Genomic DNA, 14,600 nt, shown 5'->3' with positions numbered 1-14,600 from the left:
TTCCAGCTATTTATTTACGGGCATAAAAACGCAATTTATCTTCGTCAATTTCAATTCCCAGCCCTGACCCTTGCGGTAATGTGACTTGCCCGTGGCTGAATTCCAGCGGGTTCACCACAATGTCGTCCTTGAGCAGTAGAGGGCCAAACATTTCGGTTCCCCACTGCATTTTTACCGTTGACCACGCGTGTAAAGAGGCGACGCTGCCCAGAGTGCCCTCCAGCATCGTGCCGCCATACAATCCAATTCCTGCCGCCTGCGCCACATGCGCCAGTTTCAGCGCCTGAGCCGGCCCTCCTGCTTTCGCAATTTTCAGCGCAAAAGCACCGGTGAATCCGCCACTCGCAAGGGCATAACCGTCGTGGCACGTTCCTACGGCTTCATCTGCGAGGATCGGTACGGAAAAACGCTGGCTCAGGGTGATTAATGATTGCCTGTCCCACATCGGCGTCGGCTGCTCCACCAGATCGATACCGCCGTCTTGCAGCTGCGCCATGCCTTTGATCGCCGTGCTCAGATCCCACGCCTGGTTGACGTCAACACGGATACTCACATCACTGCCCAGCGCGGATTTGATCGCCAGCGCATGGCGAATATCAACGTCCAGCGCACGCGCACCGATTTTGAGTTTGAAGGTATTGTGTCGCCCTTGCTCAAGCAGGCTTTTCCCTTCTTCGATATCTTTACCGGTATCGCCACTCGCTAATGTCCAGAGTACAGGGAGACTTTCGCTTAACGCCCCGCCCAGCAAAGCACTGACCGGCAATCCCAACACTTTGCCCTGCGCATCAAGAAACGCCGTTTCCAGTGCCGATTTTGCAAAGGTGTTTCCTTTCACGCTGGCGTTCATCACTTCCGCCAGTGCAGCAACGCCGTTAAAGGTTTTTCCGCACAGTAAAGGAGCCAGATAGCATTCAATGGCTGACTTAATCGCCTCCGGGCTTTCCGAACCGTAGCTAAGACCGCCGATAGTGGTCGCCTCCCCCCATCCGGTAACGCCCTGCGCACAGGTCATGCGGATAATGGTCAGTGTCTGGCACCCCATCGTGGTCATTGAAAGTTTGTGCGGGCGAATAGTGGGAATATCCACCAGCCAACAAGAGATGGATTCAATTGCGAGATTCATTAACGGCTCCGTTGGCTAAATCTGGCATCACTGCCGGGCTTAAAGATGACTTTTGTGACGGCAAGCTCCACAGAGCAATTAACGCCAGCAGTGCGTAGCCCATCAGCAATAATGAAACTGGCCAGTAAGCATCAAATTCAATCAGCAGTGCCACCGCCAGCATCGGCCCTAATCCGCCTGAAAATATCGAGCCTACTTCATGGCCCAACGCCAGGCCTGAGTAGCGCACCCGTACCGGGAAGAGATCGCTCATGATGCACGGCTGCGTGCCGATCATCGCCCCATGACACACCGGTAAACCCAGAACCATCGCGACCATTATCCAGAAGTAGTCACCGGTAGAGAGCAGCCAGAAGAACGGGAACGCCATCACCATCAAGCCAATTACACCGATGTAGTACACCGGCTTCAGGCCAATGCGATCCGACAACGCGCCCCAGAACAGAATCGAGAAAAGCTCCACCACCATCGCGAGCGTCACTGCGCTGATGATGACGCCTGTGCTGATGCCAATGTGTTTGGCATACACCACCGAAAAGGTGAAAAAGATGTAAGACGCGCCATTCTCTGGCAAACGCAGTGCGATGGCTTGCAGCAGCGCTTTCGGGTGCTCTTTGATAATCACCAACAGCGGCAGCTTTTCGTGTTTATCCTGCGGTTTTGCCTGCTGGAAAGCCTGGCTTTCGCGGATGTTTTTACGGATATACACCCCAACCAGAAAAATCAGCAGACTCAGCAGGAACGGCACACGCCAGCCCCAACTCATGAATGACGATTCTGGTAATTTCTGCACCAGATAAAACGCAAAGGCGGATAACACAAAACCACCGGAAACGCCCATCTGGCTCCATGCGGTGTAGAAGCCACGGCGGGAGGAAGGGGCATTTTCACTTAACATTAAAACGCCGCCACCCCACTCACCGCCCGATGCCACACCCTGTAAAAAACGCAGGGTGATTAACGATATCGGAGCCCAAATCCCAATCTGTGCGTAAACCGGAAGCAGGCCGATCACAAAGGTGGTCGCGCCCATTAACGATAGCGTCATGACCAGCGTCATCTTGCGGCTATAACGATCGCCCAGATGCCCGAACACAATCCCACCCAACGGGCGAGCCAGAAAACCGACCGCAAAGCCGGAAAACGCTAACAGCGTTCCCTGTAACGGGTCGCCTCCGACCGGGAAAAACAGCGGGCCAAATACCAGTGCGGCAGCCGTCCCATAAAGGAAAAAGTCGTACCATTCCAGCGCGTTACCGAGCACCGATGCGATAACCAGCTTACGCATTTGCTGAGCATCGTGCGGTGCCGCACTTTCTTTTGCGATATCACTCATGAAGCGTGTCCTTCTGGATAAAAGATGCGCTAAACCGCTGACGGCAACACTTCAACATCGTCGCCAATACGGTGGTAACGACGGTTAAAATAGACCAGACCGCGTGGCTGTTCGCTGATGCGGACGGCCTGCACCTGGCAATAAAACACCGTATGGCTGCCGACTTCGTGGCAGGTATCAATAACGCAATCGAAGCTGGCAACCGATGAGCTCAGAACCGGCGCTCCGCTGGACATCACCTGCCAGTCGTCATGCAGAAAACGTTGCTCGGAACGCAAGTTGGCATTGGCAAAAACACCCGACAAATCCTGATGTTCACTGGAAAGCACGTTGACGCATAAGGTACCGTTTTGTTTGAAATGGTCATTGGCGAAAGAGTTGCGATTCATACAGACCAGCAGTGTCGGCGGCTGATCCGTCACGCTGCACACGGCGGAAGCCGTAAAGCCGAACTTTCCCGCAGGGCCATCGGTGGTGATAACAGAGACCGCGCTTCCCAGTTGCGCCATCGCATTACGAAATTCAGTTTGCAGTGTCATGGGATACTCCTTACAAATCGATAATCAAACGGGCGCCTTTCGCGCGGGAACAACACAACAGGATTTGATCGCCATCGGCTTTCTCTTCATCGGTCAGGTAACTGTCACGATGATCTGGCTCACCTTCCAGTACATCGGTCAGGCAACTGCCGCAAATCCCCTGCTTACAGGAGACGCACACCTTCAGTCCCGCCAGTGCCAGCGCCTCAACGATGCTTTGATTTTCAGCTACCTGAACGGTAATTCCGCTGGCGGCTGCCACCACTTCAAACGCGTTGCCCTGGATCTGCACGTCGGCGCTGAAACACTCCTGATGAATCTGCTCTGGCAGGTAATCCAGGTTTTTCGCGAGGCTGGATACCGCTTCCATCAAGCGGGTCGGACCGCAGACGTATACATGGGTATTCGGTGGAACGTCACTGAGCACCGACGCAAGGTTTAACCGTTGTTCATCGCTAAAATGCAACTGGACGCGTTCGGCGTACGGCGCATTTTCCAGTTGCGTGACAAACGCTGCCCCTGAGCGTGAACGGCAAGCGTAATGCAGGGAAAATGAGCGCCCGGCAGCGTGCAGTTCTGCGGCCATCGCCAGCATCGGCGTAATGCCAATCCCGCCGCCAATCAACAAGCTGTGGGTGCCGCGAGTATCCAGAGCAAATAAGTTTCGCGGCGCACTGACTTGCACTTCGTCACCTTCGCGTAAAGCATGCGCCGCCAGCGATCCGCCCTGCGAACGGCTGTCTTTCAGAATGCCCAACTGGTAGTGATGTCTGTCCTGCGGGTCGCCACACAACGAATACGGGCGTACCAGTTCTGCCGACAGATGCAGGTCAACATGCGCGCCCGCGCTAAACGCAGGCAACTCAATGCCGTCAGCATGGGCAAGCGTCAGTAGCGTCACGTCGCCCTGCAATTCGCGGCGGATAATGTGTAAAGTCAGCATGTTGCCCCCTTAACGCATAAACAGACCACCGTTGATGTCCCAGGTTGCCCCGGTGACAAACGATGCCTGTTCTGATGCCAACAACGCGACAGCCTGGGCGACAAACTCAGCCTCACCCAGCTTACCGACCGGGATCATCTGCAATAGCCCCGCCATTTTTTCTTCCGGTACCAGCGCGTGAACCGAAGGCAGATCCATCGGGCCTGGGGCAATCGCATTGACGGTGACGCCGGATTTGCTCAGCTCGCGGGCAAAGATTTTTGTCAGGGTCAAAATGCCGCCTTTCGATGCCGCGTAATGCGCACCTGAAGCCGTCCCACCATTCTGCCCGGCTAACGAGGCGAGGTTGATGATGCGTCCGTAGCCCCGTTTGGCGAAATAGCGCCCTAGCGTCTGGCAACCGACAAACGTGCCGCGCAAATTGGTGGAAATCACGCGATCAAACTCCTCAACGGTGATGTCCATTACCGGCGTGGCCAGCGTCAGTGCGGCGTTATTGACCAACACTTCCAGGCTGCCAAAGCGTTCAAGGGTTGCTGCCAGCGCATGTTCAAAATCCTGCGGTTGACGAATATCCAGCCCCACCGCCAGCACGTTGCCCTTGCCGTTATCCAGACGGTCTGCCGCCTGTTGCGCACGTTCGCCGCTTACGTCCGATAACACCACCTGGAAACCTTTTTCCAGCAGGCTTGCCGCGATGACATTTCCCAGTCCTGCCGCAGCCCCCGTGACTAATACGGTTTGTGTCATAAATGGCTCCTTAGAGGATGTAGCCGATGCTGTGCAGGACATCGTCACTGTTGATCAAACGGATCACTTTTTGTTTGATAAGCCAGGTGTCGCCCTGCGGTTGCAGGTGCCAGGTGATGTCGGCCGCATAGTGGCGGCTGTGACCTTTACGGTGTTCCCACAGTGATTGCGCCCCGCGCACTACAACCACATCATCCTGCGATTCCAGCAGACGAAAACGCGAGAGCGTGCGCAGCGTTCTGGCGCGTGGCGTGGTGGAGATCGACTCGCCGCTGTACAGGCGTTTCACACGACGGGCGCGCATCTCATGGTCGTCACAGGCGTAATTCAGGGTATTTTTGAAATCGGTTTCCTGAGGGTCGATCGGCACCACATACAGTCCGTCGCGCTGCCATAACTCCAGCCAGGCATTAAATTCACCCTGGTCGAGGAGATCACCTTCGAGGTTAATCAGAGAGATAGCTTTAAACAGTACAGAATCTGGCGTTGTCATTTATTCCGCCTCCGTCATCAGTTTTTTCCACATCTGGTAAGCCGCACGCATGCCGGTTTCGGCACTGACATCGCTGCGTAAACCATCATCGGTACGGTATTCCCCCGCCAGCCCGCGGTTGAGCATGATCCACAGTTCATTGCCCGATGTTGCACCGCGCTGCACACGCTCCCAGGCTTCGGAGTCGTCCGGCGTGCCAAAGCCCATCGGTCCCTGGAAGTGTTCATGCAGACGCAATCTTGCCTGGTTGGCAATTTCCGGGCCGCCGTCCATCATGATGACCGCGTGATGAATTTCAGTTTCTTTGACAGAAATCGGCTGCAGGACGCGGAAAAAGGCCATCGAACAGGCGATGTTCGGGAAGATATTCAGGTTGAAACCGGAGCCGCCAACGGCGCGTACGATGCGGCGTACTTGTTCTTCGTCGTGATCCTGACGCAGCGCGTCGGCCAGTTCGATAAAACGCTCAGGGATTGGAGCATCAAGATTGGCATCGAGATCCACAAGTTCTGGGATCATCACCATCACACTGTGGCCATTACCCAAATCTTCGACATAGCCGCTGCCATCAACGAAATTGAGCATCTCTTCAGTCTGCTTATCGACAGAGCTGAGGAACGAGCGATGCACCACCGGGAAGTGATAGCCATCCGTGGTGTTTTCGAGCTGGATTTTCCAGTTGCCAGGGAAGCGGAAACGGTGTGCAGGCCCGGTTTTAATCGGGAAGCCCGCGCCTTGCTTCATAAACAGATCCATCCACTTTTTCGCTGGGCCAAGGAAGTCTTCCAGCGGTTCAATCTGGTCATTGAAGGTGGCAAAAATCATTCCGGCATACTGTTCTGTACGCAGTGACACCAGTCCTAACTCGCCCTTTTCCAGTTGGTCGGCATAGCTTTCTGGATGAGGTACGCCACGCAAACTGCCGTCCAGCGCATATCCCCAACCGTGGTACGGGCACACGAAACTGTTGGTTTTACCGCTGCGGTGCTCGCAAACCGTGGCGGCGCGGTGGCGGCAACGGTTCAATAACGTGTGCACCGTGCCTTTACGATCGCGCACCACAATGACCGGCTGGGTGCCAATTTCTGTGGTTTTAAAGCTACCGGTTTCCGGGATTTCGCTGGCATGTGCCACCCAAACCCAGGTTTTAGTGAAAATACGATCCAACTCGAGCTGGAAGAGCTCGTCGGAGTTATACAAAGAGGTGTGCACCCTGTCGTGTTGAACTAAGGCCGCAATTTCCGCGCGGCTCGGCACCGTCGGTGCATCGGTATCGATGTTTTTGATATTAATAATGTGGTCACATTGCATATCCAATCTCCTGCACGTATTCGGCTGTCTATTTTTTATCCGGCACCGGAAGTTCGTCTGCGGCATGCCAGTGTTTGACCGGCCGGCTGAACAGGTTGCGCGTCGTAAAGTGGTGGATCCGTATACCGCCTGCTTCGCGTTGAAATTCCACGTTAAGTTCCGCCGCGTTAAGATGTGCGCCTCCGGCAGTAAACTCGGAGGTTTGCAACATCAGCCAGCGGCCAATCAGCGGGCCATCGGGTTGCTGGCTGAGTGCTTCAGAGCAAAGAAAATGGGCGTTCATGGCAAAATGCGCAGGGGTTCGCACATACGCCGCCATCATGGCCACAATGGCCTCCCGCCCCTGATGTTTTCCCAGTCGCGCGGCGTAAGGCTCGCCTACCCCTTCCCAGCACGCATCAGCGGTAAAGAGATCGCCGATAGCCTGAACCGTCTCGGCACTATCGAGCCTGTCGCATAGCCACATGTAGTTGCTGATGCAAACGCGTGCGGCCTGCTGGTCTTCGAGTTGCTGCAAACGCAGCGCGTCCTGTGAATTCATCATTGACTCCATTAGCCCTGGATAATCAGTTCACGCCCAACACGCGCTTCGATTTTGCAGTACTTCCACAATTTGCTGCCGCTATCGCCCACAGGCGTGGTGCGGAACAAGTTGCACACCGCCGCGACGTTTTCCAGCGCATCGGCATCGGCCAGGATGTAAGTGGTCCATGGCGCGGTGGTCGACGCGCCAACCATCAACTGGTCGTCATCCATATTGCCGATAACCCGGATCCCAGGCGTTTCTTCAACCCCTTTCATCATCACGCCAAAAGCGCCCCACACTTGTTTGGCTTCAACCGGGCTTGCATCAAAAAAGTTCTGATTAATCCCGATGCAAAACAGCACGCGTAATTTGTTTGTCTGGCTCATCTGTTGCTCCTTTTGAAAAAAATCACAGGTAACCCGGTAACGGTTTGCCACCAAAAAAGACCGTACCGGCGTTGAGATAAGAGAGGTCGCCCATAAAGGCGTGTTGTGTAATCACCATGGTGTCGCGGACATAACGCTGTAATGGGCTGGTCATCGTGACGCCTCCCATGCCGTTAAGCGCCAGCGCCTGGCGTGCCACTTCTGCGGCCACGCGGGTGACGTGAGTAGAAGACAGGCGCAGAGCGTTAATCTGCTCCTGATTTGCCGCATCGCCCGCCAACAAGCTTTGCCAGACGTCGTCAATCGCCTCGTAGAACCAGGCGCGTGCAGAGCGCAGATCGGCTTCGCAACGGGCAATTTGCATCTGCGCCTGCGGCCTTTCGGCGAGCTTAGGTGCCCCTGTGACCGACTGCTGGCGATGCGCGATTTGATAGATTTCATTGAGCGCCGCCCGTGCCACGCCCAGCGCGACCACTGACAACACTTGAGTCGCGAGGGAAAGCACCGGATAGCGATACAACGCGCCTTCCAGATTCAGCGCGCCACCGCGAATAAAGGTCCACTCCTGCGGGACATACGCATCGTTGACCAGCAGATCGTGACTGCCGGTTCCGGCCAGCCCAACGGTGTTCCACACGGGATCGATCTGCACGTATTCCCGTGGCAGCACCGCCATACGCGGCAGAGATTTTTCCTCATCAGGCTGGATACCCACGCCAAAGACCGATGCCCCCATGCTGCCGCTGGCAAAACTCCAGCGCCCACTGACGCGATAGCCCCCATCGGCCAGCATCGCTTTGTGCGTTGGGTAAATACCGCCAGCAAACACCACATCAGGCCCGTTGCGGTACAGCTCTTTCAATGTGTCCAGCGGTAACGCGCCGAGGTAGAACGGGCTCATGCCAAAACTTGCCACCCACCCCGCCGAACCGTCTGCCGTGGCAATCTGCTCAATGAGTTCGCAAAACTGCGCCGGAGAACATTCATCCCCGCCGTAAATTTTCGGGACCAGCGCGCGATACACGCCGACCTGTTTAAAGCGGGCAATAATGTCTTCAGAAATATGGCGCTGATGCTCAAAATCGGCGCTACGAGTGGTGACTTCACTCAGTAGCGGAACAAGCTCTTCACGAACGTTGATGACAGACATGGCTCACTCCCGAATAATGTTTTCACTGGCAAAAGGGTGCACGAAGCCGCAATGAGCCATGCTCATTGAGTCGTTAGTTAAAGGTAAAAACGAACGAAAAGGCTGTGTTTAGTGGCGTCGTCGCTGCTGTTCGAACCACTGCGCGGCCTGAATTAACAAGCCTTCGCCCCCTTTGGCCGCAACCAGTTGCAACGCAACCGGACGGCCACGAATCTCACCTATTGGCAGCGTCAACGCCGGATGCCCACTGAGATTGAAAGGCCGAACCAGGCGCGTCAGGTTTACGACGCTGAGAGGATCATCCGCTTCTTCAAGCGTTGGCGGGAGTTCTGGCAACGTCGCCAGCGCCAGTAATGGGGACTGTTCAAGTAGCGCATCAACCTGAGCGGTGAACTCGCTGCGTACACGTTCGGCGTCAGCAAGTGCAGCAGGCTCCACATCTTTGCCCGCCCGAATTCGGCTTGCCACATCTGGCGAAACCTCATCACTGCTCAGCAATGGATGAAACGCCTGCCAGTTTTCGTGGCTGATAATCGTAAGCCCAGCGCGGTGTGCATCAGCAAGCATCGAAAGTGTGGAATGGCGCGGGCGAAGGCCCCGTTGCTCAAGGTGCTTAAGAATTAGCGCATCAATTTCTGGTATTGCCGCCGCAACAAACGCCACTTCAGGCAACGCGGTTAACGGCAGGCTTACTGGGATTGAAAGATGATGGGCAACCTGGCGCAAAACCTCCGCATCACGGGCAAATATGCCGACGCAATCCAGCGAGCTGTGTTCGGGCAAAACCCCTTTGCGGCTGATAACGCCATAACCGGGTTTAAATCCGAGAACCCCGCAGCAGGCAGCGGGCATACGGACCGAACCACCGGTATCGGTTCCCAGCGAAAAATCGACTTCACCCGAGGCAACCACAGCGGCGGAACCGCTTGATGAGCCGCCAGGAATAAGCTGCGGGAAGTGCGGATTCACCGGTGTTCCACTCCAGGCGTTAATACCCGTGACACCGAATGCCAATTCGTGCAGCGTGGTTTTACCGGTCAGCACGCAGCGCTTGTCGAGTAATGTCTCAACAACGCTGGCATGATGCCTGGCAATCGGGGCTGCCGCGAGCGCCGGACACCCGGCACGAGTGCGGTAACCGGCAATATCCAGCGTATCTTTTACCGCAAAGCGGAGCTCCCCCTCACCGAGGACAAACTGCTCAACGTAACCATTGCTCTCACAAATAGACTTCATCATTAACACCTTAATCAGAGAATGTGTATCACATTACGCAAGCAGTCATTGCCGCTTTTTTGTTCTGAGTGAAGATTAGTCAATCATGGAATATTTAGATGAAAATTCAAGTAATATTTCACGTTATTTTTACAAAAAAATAACATTAACATAACCATAAAAATACAATGGCTATTGGGTTATGCTGATGAATTAATAAGAGAAAAATGGCTGGCAGACAAAAAAGTCGTCATGAGGATTCAGGACGACGAGTGGATAAAAAATCTTATTTTACAGCAGGTTGAATTGAATTTTTAAGGCGGTCACAATTTTGTCATTCTGTGGTTTTTGCATCAGAGCTCGTTGAGGTTAGCCAGAACTTTTCCCAGAGACAGGTTCATTTTTTCGACCTGAGCGGCGCTCATACCCTTAAACCCTTTCTCAAAAACTTTGCCTGCCAGACGATAAGCTTCTTCCACTTTTTCTTGTCCAACGGTGGTCAGCATCACTTCGGTTACCCGCGCATCTTGTTCGCTGCTGGCGGTGGTCACTAATCCCTCTTCGCGCAGGCGGCCCACAATTTTGGTTACGGTGGGCATTTTTACCATCGCGTGTTCAGAGATTTGCGAAATGCTGGCCTTGCCGTATTGCTGGGTGACCATCAAAACCCGAAAGCCAGAAACGTCCAGCTGCACCTTTTTCAGCGTCACTTCCATGATTTGGGTATAGCGGGCGTAGACATTGACTATCCAGTAAAACGGGAACTCTTCACGGTGAAAAACGGTGTCCGCAGGTTGATCATCCGGTGTTTTATTTAGATTACTCATCAAGTTCCTTACCGAGAAAGTCTTAGAGTTAGCGATTATACCTGCTAAACCCTGGCTAAACACAGCTCACCGGGCAAAGCCGCTGTGCAATCCAGGGTTTCGGGCGATTACCGCACACTTTATGATTCATAAATGCCACGTTGTTAACATTTTCGTATCATTTATTAAGCACCCCATTGACAGACAATCCCCCTCTTTCCTATACGTTAGCGCACGTGTTTGCGTTGACTGGGATGGGGAGCGCTCGATCCTTGAAAACACGGAGCTGATAAACACTTATAAACACAATGACAATGTGGAGCTCTACATGAACGAAAGTCCTTCTCTGGAACAGGCTCGCTCTGAAGTACTGGCCCCAACATCGCCAACCGAAATACCGCTGGATCCCCGGCAACAAGCGGTGATTAAAAAACTATTTCGCCGGTTGATCATTTTCTTATTTGTGCTGTTTGTTTTTTCGTATCTGGACCGCATTAACATTGGCTTTGCCGGTTTGACGATGGGCAAAGATCTGGGCCTGACCAGCACCATGTTTGGCCTGGCGACCACGCTGTTTTACGTGATGTATGTTATCTGCGGCGTGCCAAGTAACATCATGCTGAGTATTGTCGGCGCGCGCCGCTGGATTGCCGTGTTGATGGTGGTCTGGGGGATTGCGTCTACTGCGACCATGTTTGCCACCGGCCCCGGCAGTCTTTATGTCTTGCGAATGCTGGTCGGGATTGCTGAAGCTGGGTTCTTACCGGGTTTATTACTTTATTTAACCTTCTGGTTCCCTGCTCAGTATCGTGCCCGTGCCAATGCCCTGTTTATGATTGCCATGCCGGTCACGATGGCGCTGGGTTCGCTCGCTTCCGGTTATATTCTGAATATGGACGGTTTACTCAACCTGAAAGGCTGGCAATGGTTGTTCCTGCTGGAAGGGTTCCCGTCGGTGATATTGGGCCTGGTGGTGTGGTTCTGGCTGGATGATTCACCGTCTAAAGCCAAATGGCTCACTGACGACGACAAAGCCTGTTTGAACGAAATGCTGGAAGCCGATCGGCTGAATATTATCAAGACTCAACAGAGCGCTAATGTCGGTTTAACGCCACAACGAAGCATGCTGCGGGAATTATTTACCCCGGTAATCATGCTTTATACGCTGGCTTATTTCTGCCTGACGAATACCTTAAGCGCATTGAGTGTCTGGACGCCGCTTATTCTGCGTAGTTTTAATCAGGAAAGTAATAACATCACCATCGGTTTGCTCAGCGCGATTCCGCAAATTTGTACTATTGTCGGGATGATTTGGTGGAGTAAGCGTTCTGACCGATTTAATGAGCGCAAAATTCATACTCTGTTGCCGTACCTGTTTGCCGCCGCAGGCTGGATATTAACCGCCTCAAGCACCAACCCGATGCTCCAGTTTACCGGTATTGTGATGGCCTCGGCGGGTGCGTTTGCCGCGATGGTGATTTTCTGGACTACGCCAGACCAGTCCATTTCACTGCAAGCTCGCGCTCTTGGAATTGCGGTGATTAACGCAACCGGTATGACCGGAGCCGCACTTGGGCCGCTTTTAATGGGCTGGATGAAAGATGTGACGGGTAATTTCAATGCTGGCATCTATATGGTTGCCGGGTTCCTTGTTTTAGGTGCTATCGTAATTTCATTGATTCCAATGAAAAAAGCGGCGCAATCCAGAAGCGTGTAAATACGCCGACTGAGTCAGGTTTTAATAAGCCTGGCTCAGTCATGATTTAAATTCTATTTATACCCAAAAAGACATTCTGAAAAAACAACACACATAATATATAAAAATAAACTATACTCATAAATTACATTATTTGTCATTTTAACGAATAGTCGTGAATGGTTTCACTTCGCTTACTTTTTACTCAGGGAATATTTAAATCATGACTAATGAAAAGAAACTATCAAACCTCGAACGATTCCACTCTTTCGATTTTAATTTATTATTAATATTTGAAGCTGCATTCATTCATTGCAGTGTAAAAAAAGCGGCGGAAACATTAAACTTAAGCGGTTCTGCAATAAGCCAATCATTAAACAAATTACGCCTGCACTTTTCCGATCCATTATTTGTACGAACAGGGCAAAAAATAGAACCCACCACCGTTGCAATTAAACTCCACTCTCAGATAAGCGTGAATTTTGGCAACCTGCTCGACTCTATTATTAATTTCTCAGCGAATACAACGACACATAAAGTGATGATTTATGCGTCTCCCTATCTTGCATTACGCATGTTGCCCGATCTTTGTGCGGATATTCAGAAAAGCGGTATTCCTTGTGAGTTAGTCCACCTCTCTGCCGACTCGTTGCTCAATAATGGTGAAGATATACTGGCCTATCGTAAAGCAGATGTCGTGCTGGATACTCACCCTTATTATAGTTCTTCCGTCATTTCCAGACTTTGCATGCAGGAAAATGTGGTGCCAGTGTGTCGGAAAGATCATCCCAATATCGAGACATTATTATCTCGTGAAAGCATCAAAAATGCGTCTGCAACCTTTCTGAATGTAAACACTGAAGGGTTAAAAAGAGTACAGCGAGATATTGACGAACATTTCCAGTCGCGCAATTTCACATTCAGCAGCAGTTCTGTATTTGTAAACTCCGCCGTCTCAGCGAAAACAAACAGTGTAAGTTTTGTGCCTAAGTGGTTTGCTGAAAACTTTGCTGATGCAATGGGGCTAAAAATACTTCAGAACGATTTCAATATTGCGCCTGTTGATTTTTATATTAATTACAACAAAAGTTCGATGGGAAATGAGAACTTCGTAAAAATCATCACAAAAATAGAAGAACACTTCACTTTAAAAATGAGAGAAGAAAACATTCACTCATAACAATAAGAGCAGGAACGCCAGAAATACAAAATAAGGTGGTGATATTACTCTCACCACTTCAACACTCAACCGTGCATTAATGCGCAACCCGTTAACCTGCTATTTTGACTCTGGAATAATCGAAATATGCCCGTTGCGCTCAAGAATGGCGAATTTAATTTCCGCAAGCCGAGTAATGCCATGATCAACACGGGCGGTCAGTAAAATGTCATCACAGGAAATATCAACTTTTTTCATTTTGTCCTGAAAAAGGTAGCCATTTTCCACCAGAATGACCGGTGTGTTATCGAGAAAGTCATCTGCAGAAGGGAAATATTTTTTGAGTAAACCAAACAGCATGTCCACCACGATCAGCGTGACGATGGTCAGCATGGCACCCGTGAGGGAGAAATCATTGCCTAAAAGCGCTTGTTGCGTGGCTTCACTAATAATTAATAGCAAAATCAAATCAAAAGATGTCATCTGCAATAGCGTACGCCGACCCGCAATCTTGAACACCACCATCAATATCAGGTAAATGGCCAACGCCCTTAATACCATGTCCATGTTCAGGTCACCTTAGGGATAAATATATTGTTGGAAAGTCACTGGCGCACCGTTATCAATGGCAATGGCGTTTTTAATCACCCCGAATTTCATCGGCGTCAGGCTTAGCCATAAAGTTTGCGTATTTCCTGTCGCGGGCTGTGGGTATTCCAGAATCATATCCCCATTCTGGCTGTACATTTTATCCGGCTGCGGTTGCAGCGTATCAAGGCGAAACCCTTCCATAAAATCGCCGCCAAGCACTATTCGGTTACGTTTTCCCGCAGGGATGACCGCAGTGATTTTCATGTCAGTGTCGCTCATCAGGCGGTTAAATTTTTCATAATGGAGGGTGAGTGAACGATCGTCATTTGAGCGAGTAGCCTCGCTGAGATAACCGTGTGAAAAGAGCCCTGCCAGAGCCGCCGCGACGATAAGCAGTAACACGCTAAAACCCACGCGCCTGAGCTGAAACTCAAAATTCAGCCAGAACGGTTTTTCAACCACAGGTGACGATTTATTGGCGGACGTTGTTTTCATTTTCATTCGGCCAGTGAGGAGAGTGTTGCCTCAGCAACAGCGATGCTCGAAATCGCTGTTTTGAAGTCTAGTCAACGG

Annotated in this window: 16 protein-coding genes; 2 read left to right on the top strand and 14 right to left on the bottom strand. The window is 51.9% G+C overall.

Translation table 11 applies throughout. The annotated features are described in order from the left end of the window. Positions 1-10: 10 nt before the first annotated feature. The 12 genes from OH773_RS05945 to OH773_RS05890 form a co-directional block, all read right to left on the bottom strand. Positions 11-1,126: a muconate cycloisomerase family protein gene (locus OH773_RS05945; RefSeq protein ID WP_270143901.1), complete on the bottom strand. Its 1,116-nt coding sequence runs from the start codon at positions 1,124-1,126 to the stop codon at positions 11-13. Then, positions 1,110-2,414 carry an MFS transporter gene (locus tag OH773_RS05940; RefSeq protein WP_270145703.1) on the bottom strand — a complete coding sequence of 435 codons (1,305 nt, stop codon included), beginning with the start codon at positions 2,412-2,414 and terminating at the stop codon, positions 1,110-1,112. Before OH773_RS05940 ends, OH773_RS05945 begins: the two co-directional genes overlap by 17 nt. Before the next feature lie 77 nt (positions 2,415-2,491). After that, the gene (locus OH773_RS05935) at positions 2,492-3,001 is read right to left on the bottom strand and encodes a flavin reductase (RefSeq protein ID WP_270143899.1); all 510 of its coding nucleotides are present in this window, start codon (positions 2,999-3,001) and stop codon (positions 2,492-2,494) included. 10 nt (positions 3,002-3,011) lie between these two features. Beyond that, positions 3,012-3,944 carry a PDR/VanB family oxidoreductase gene (locus OH773_RS05930; protein ID WP_270143897.1) on the bottom strand — a complete coding sequence of 311 codons (933 nt, stop codon included), beginning with the start codon at positions 3,942-3,944 and terminating at the stop codon, positions 3,012-3,014. 9 nt (positions 3,945-3,953) lie between these two features. Further along, positions 3,954-4,694, bottom strand: coding sequence for an SDR family NAD(P)-dependent oxidoreductase (locus OH773_RS05925; RefSeq protein WP_270143895.1), 741 nt, complete (start codon positions 4,692-4,694; stop codon positions 3,954-3,956). A 10-nt stretch (positions 4,695-4,704) separates the two neighbouring features. Then, a complete protein-coding gene (locus OH773_RS05920) occupies positions 4,705-5,187 on the bottom strand; it encodes an aromatic-ring-hydroxylating dioxygenase subunit beta (protein ID WP_270143893.1) in 483 nt (160 codons plus the stop codon). After that, positions 5,188-6,498: an aromatic ring-hydroxylating oxygenase subunit alpha gene (locus OH773_RS05915; protein ID WP_270143891.1), complete on the bottom strand. Its 1,311-nt coding sequence runs from the start codon at positions 6,496-6,498 to the stop codon at positions 5,188-5,190. Between the two features lie 28 nt (positions 6,499-6,526). Then, on the bottom strand, positions 6,527-7,042 hold the full coding sequence (locus OH773_RS05910) for a nuclear transport factor 2 family protein (protein ID WP_270143889.1): 516 nt from the start codon (positions 7,040-7,042) through the stop codon (positions 6,527-6,529). 8 nt (positions 7,043-7,050) lie between these two features. Next, positions 7,051-7,410, bottom strand: a complete 360-nt coding sequence (locus tag OH773_RS05905) for an IacB protein (protein WP_270143887.1) — start codon at positions 7,408-7,410, stop codon at positions 7,051-7,053. A gap of 22 nt (positions 7,411-7,432) precedes the next feature. After that, positions 7,433-8,560, bottom strand: coding sequence for an acyl-CoA dehydrogenase family protein (locus tag OH773_RS05900; protein WP_270143885.1), 1,128 nt, complete (start codon positions 8,558-8,560; stop codon positions 7,433-7,435). A gap of 108 nt (positions 8,561-8,668) precedes the next feature. Further along, on the bottom strand, positions 8,669-9,796 hold the full coding sequence (locus OH773_RS05895) for an amidase (protein WP_270145700.1): 1,128 nt from the start codon (positions 9,794-9,796) through the stop codon (positions 8,669-8,671). A 332-nt stretch (positions 9,797-10,128) separates the two neighbouring features. After that, a complete protein-coding gene (locus OH773_RS05890) occupies positions 10,129-10,602 on the bottom strand; it encodes a MarR family winged helix-turn-helix transcriptional regulator (RefSeq protein WP_270143883.1) in 474 nt (157 codons plus the stop codon). A 307-nt stretch (positions 10,603-10,909) separates the two neighbouring features. Here OH773_RS05890 and hpaX point away from each other — a divergent pair, with 307 nt between their 5' ends. Together hpaX and OH773_RS05880 are read left to right on the top strand one after the other, a co-directional pair. Beyond that, positions 10,910-12,298, top strand: coding sequence for a 4-hydroxyphenylacetate permease (hpaX, locus tag OH773_RS05885; protein ID WP_183270105.1), 1,389 nt, complete (start codon positions 10,910-10,912; stop codon positions 12,296-12,298). A 202-nt stretch (positions 12,299-12,500) separates the two neighbouring features. Further along, positions 12,501-13,457 carry a LysR family transcriptional regulator gene (locus OH773_RS05880; RefSeq protein WP_270143880.1) on the top strand — a complete coding sequence of 319 codons (957 nt, stop codon included), beginning with the start codon at positions 12,501-12,503 and terminating at the stop codon, positions 13,455-13,457. A 99-nt stretch (positions 13,458-13,556) separates the two neighbouring features. Here the strand turns inward: OH773_RS05880 and OH773_RS05875 are convergent, their stop codons facing one another. Together OH773_RS05875 and OH773_RS05870 are read right to left on the bottom strand one after the other, a co-directional pair. Next, a complete protein-coding gene (locus tag OH773_RS05875; protein ID WP_270143878.1) occupies positions 13,557-14,003 on the bottom strand; it encodes a DUF421 domain-containing protein in 447 nt (148 codons plus the stop codon). Between the two features lie 12 nt (positions 14,004-14,015). Further along, positions 14,016-14,522 carry a hypothetical protein gene (locus tag OH773_RS05870; protein ID WP_270143876.1) on the bottom strand — a complete coding sequence of 169 codons (507 nt, stop codon included), beginning with the start codon at positions 14,520-14,522 and terminating at the stop codon, positions 14,016-14,018. Positions 14,523-14,600: the final 78 nt, after the last annotated feature.

The sequence above is a fragment of the Buttiauxella sp. WJP83 genome, from assembly GCF_027594725.1.
GTDB classification, from domain to species: Bacteria; Pseudomonadota; Gammaproteobacteria; order Enterobacterales; family Enterobacteriaceae; genus Buttiauxella; species Buttiauxella selenatireducens.
Note: the sequence above shows the minus strand (reverse complement) of the source record. Positions and strands in the feature narration are given on the sequence as shown.

What these genes read in the sequence shown, in the direction of transcription:
- OH773_RS05920 (WP_270143893.1), bottom strand. Translation starts at nt 5,187, where the DNA reads ATGACAACGCCAGATTCTGTACTGTTTAAAGCTATCTCTCTGATTAAC.
- OH773_RS05870 (WP_270143876.1), bottom strand. Translation starts at nt 14,522, where the DNA reads ATGAAAACAACGTCCGCCAATAAATCGTCACCTGTGGTTGAAAAACCG.
- OH773_RS05915 (WP_270143891.1), bottom strand. Translation starts at nt 6,498, where the DNA reads ATGCAATGTGACCACATTATTAATATCAAAAACATCGATACCGATGCA.
- hpaX (WP_183270105.1), top strand. Translation starts at nt 10,910, where the DNA reads ATGAACGAAAGTCCTTCTCTGGAACAGGCTCGCTCTGAAGTACTGGCC.
- OH773_RS05935 (WP_270143899.1), bottom strand. Translation starts at nt 3,001, where the DNA reads ATGACACTGCAAACTGAATTTCGTAATGCGATGGCGCAACTGGGAAGC.
- OH773_RS05925 (WP_270143895.1), bottom strand. Translation starts at nt 4,694, where the DNA reads ATGACACAAACCGTATTAGTCACGGGGGCTGCGGCAGGACTGGGAAAT.
- OH773_RS05945 (WP_270143901.1), bottom strand. Translation starts at nt 1,126, where the DNA reads ATGAATCTCGCAATTGAATCCATCTCTTGTTGGCTGGTGGATATTCCC.
- OH773_RS05910 (WP_270143889.1), bottom strand. Translation starts at nt 7,042, where the DNA reads ATGATGAATTCACAGGACGCGCTGCGTTTGCAGCAACTCGAAGACCAG.
- OH773_RS05930 (WP_270143897.1), bottom strand. Translation starts at nt 3,944, where the DNA reads ATGCTGACTTTACACATTATCCGCCGCGAATTGCAGGGCGACGTGACG.
- OH773_RS05880 (WP_270143880.1), top strand. Translation starts at nt 12,501, where the DNA reads ATGACTAATGAAAAGAAACTATCAAACCTCGAACGATTCCACTCTTTC.
- OH773_RS05900 (WP_270143885.1), bottom strand. Translation starts at nt 8,560, where the DNA reads ATGTCTGTCATCAACGTTCGTGAAGAGCTTGTTCCGCTACTGAGTGAA.
- OH773_RS05875 (WP_270143878.1), bottom strand. Translation starts at nt 14,003, where the DNA reads ATGGACATGGTATTAAGGGCGTTGGCCATTTACCTGATATTGATGGTG.
- OH773_RS05905 (WP_270143887.1), bottom strand. Translation starts at nt 7,410, where the DNA reads ATGAGCCAGACAAACAAATTACGCGTGCTGTTTTGCATCGGGATTAAT.
- OH773_RS05895 (WP_270145700.1), bottom strand. Translation starts at nt 9,796, where the DNA reads ATGAAGTCTATTTGTGAGAGCAATGGTTACGTTGAGCAGTTTGTCCTC.
- OH773_RS05940 (WP_270145703.1), bottom strand. Translation starts at nt 2,414, where the DNA reads ATGCGTAAGCTGGTTATCGCATCGGTGCTCGGTAACGCGCTGGAATGG.
- OH773_RS05890 (WP_270143883.1), bottom strand. Translation starts at nt 10,602, where the DNA reads ATGAGTAATCTAAATAAAACACCGGATGATCAACCTGCGGACACCGTT.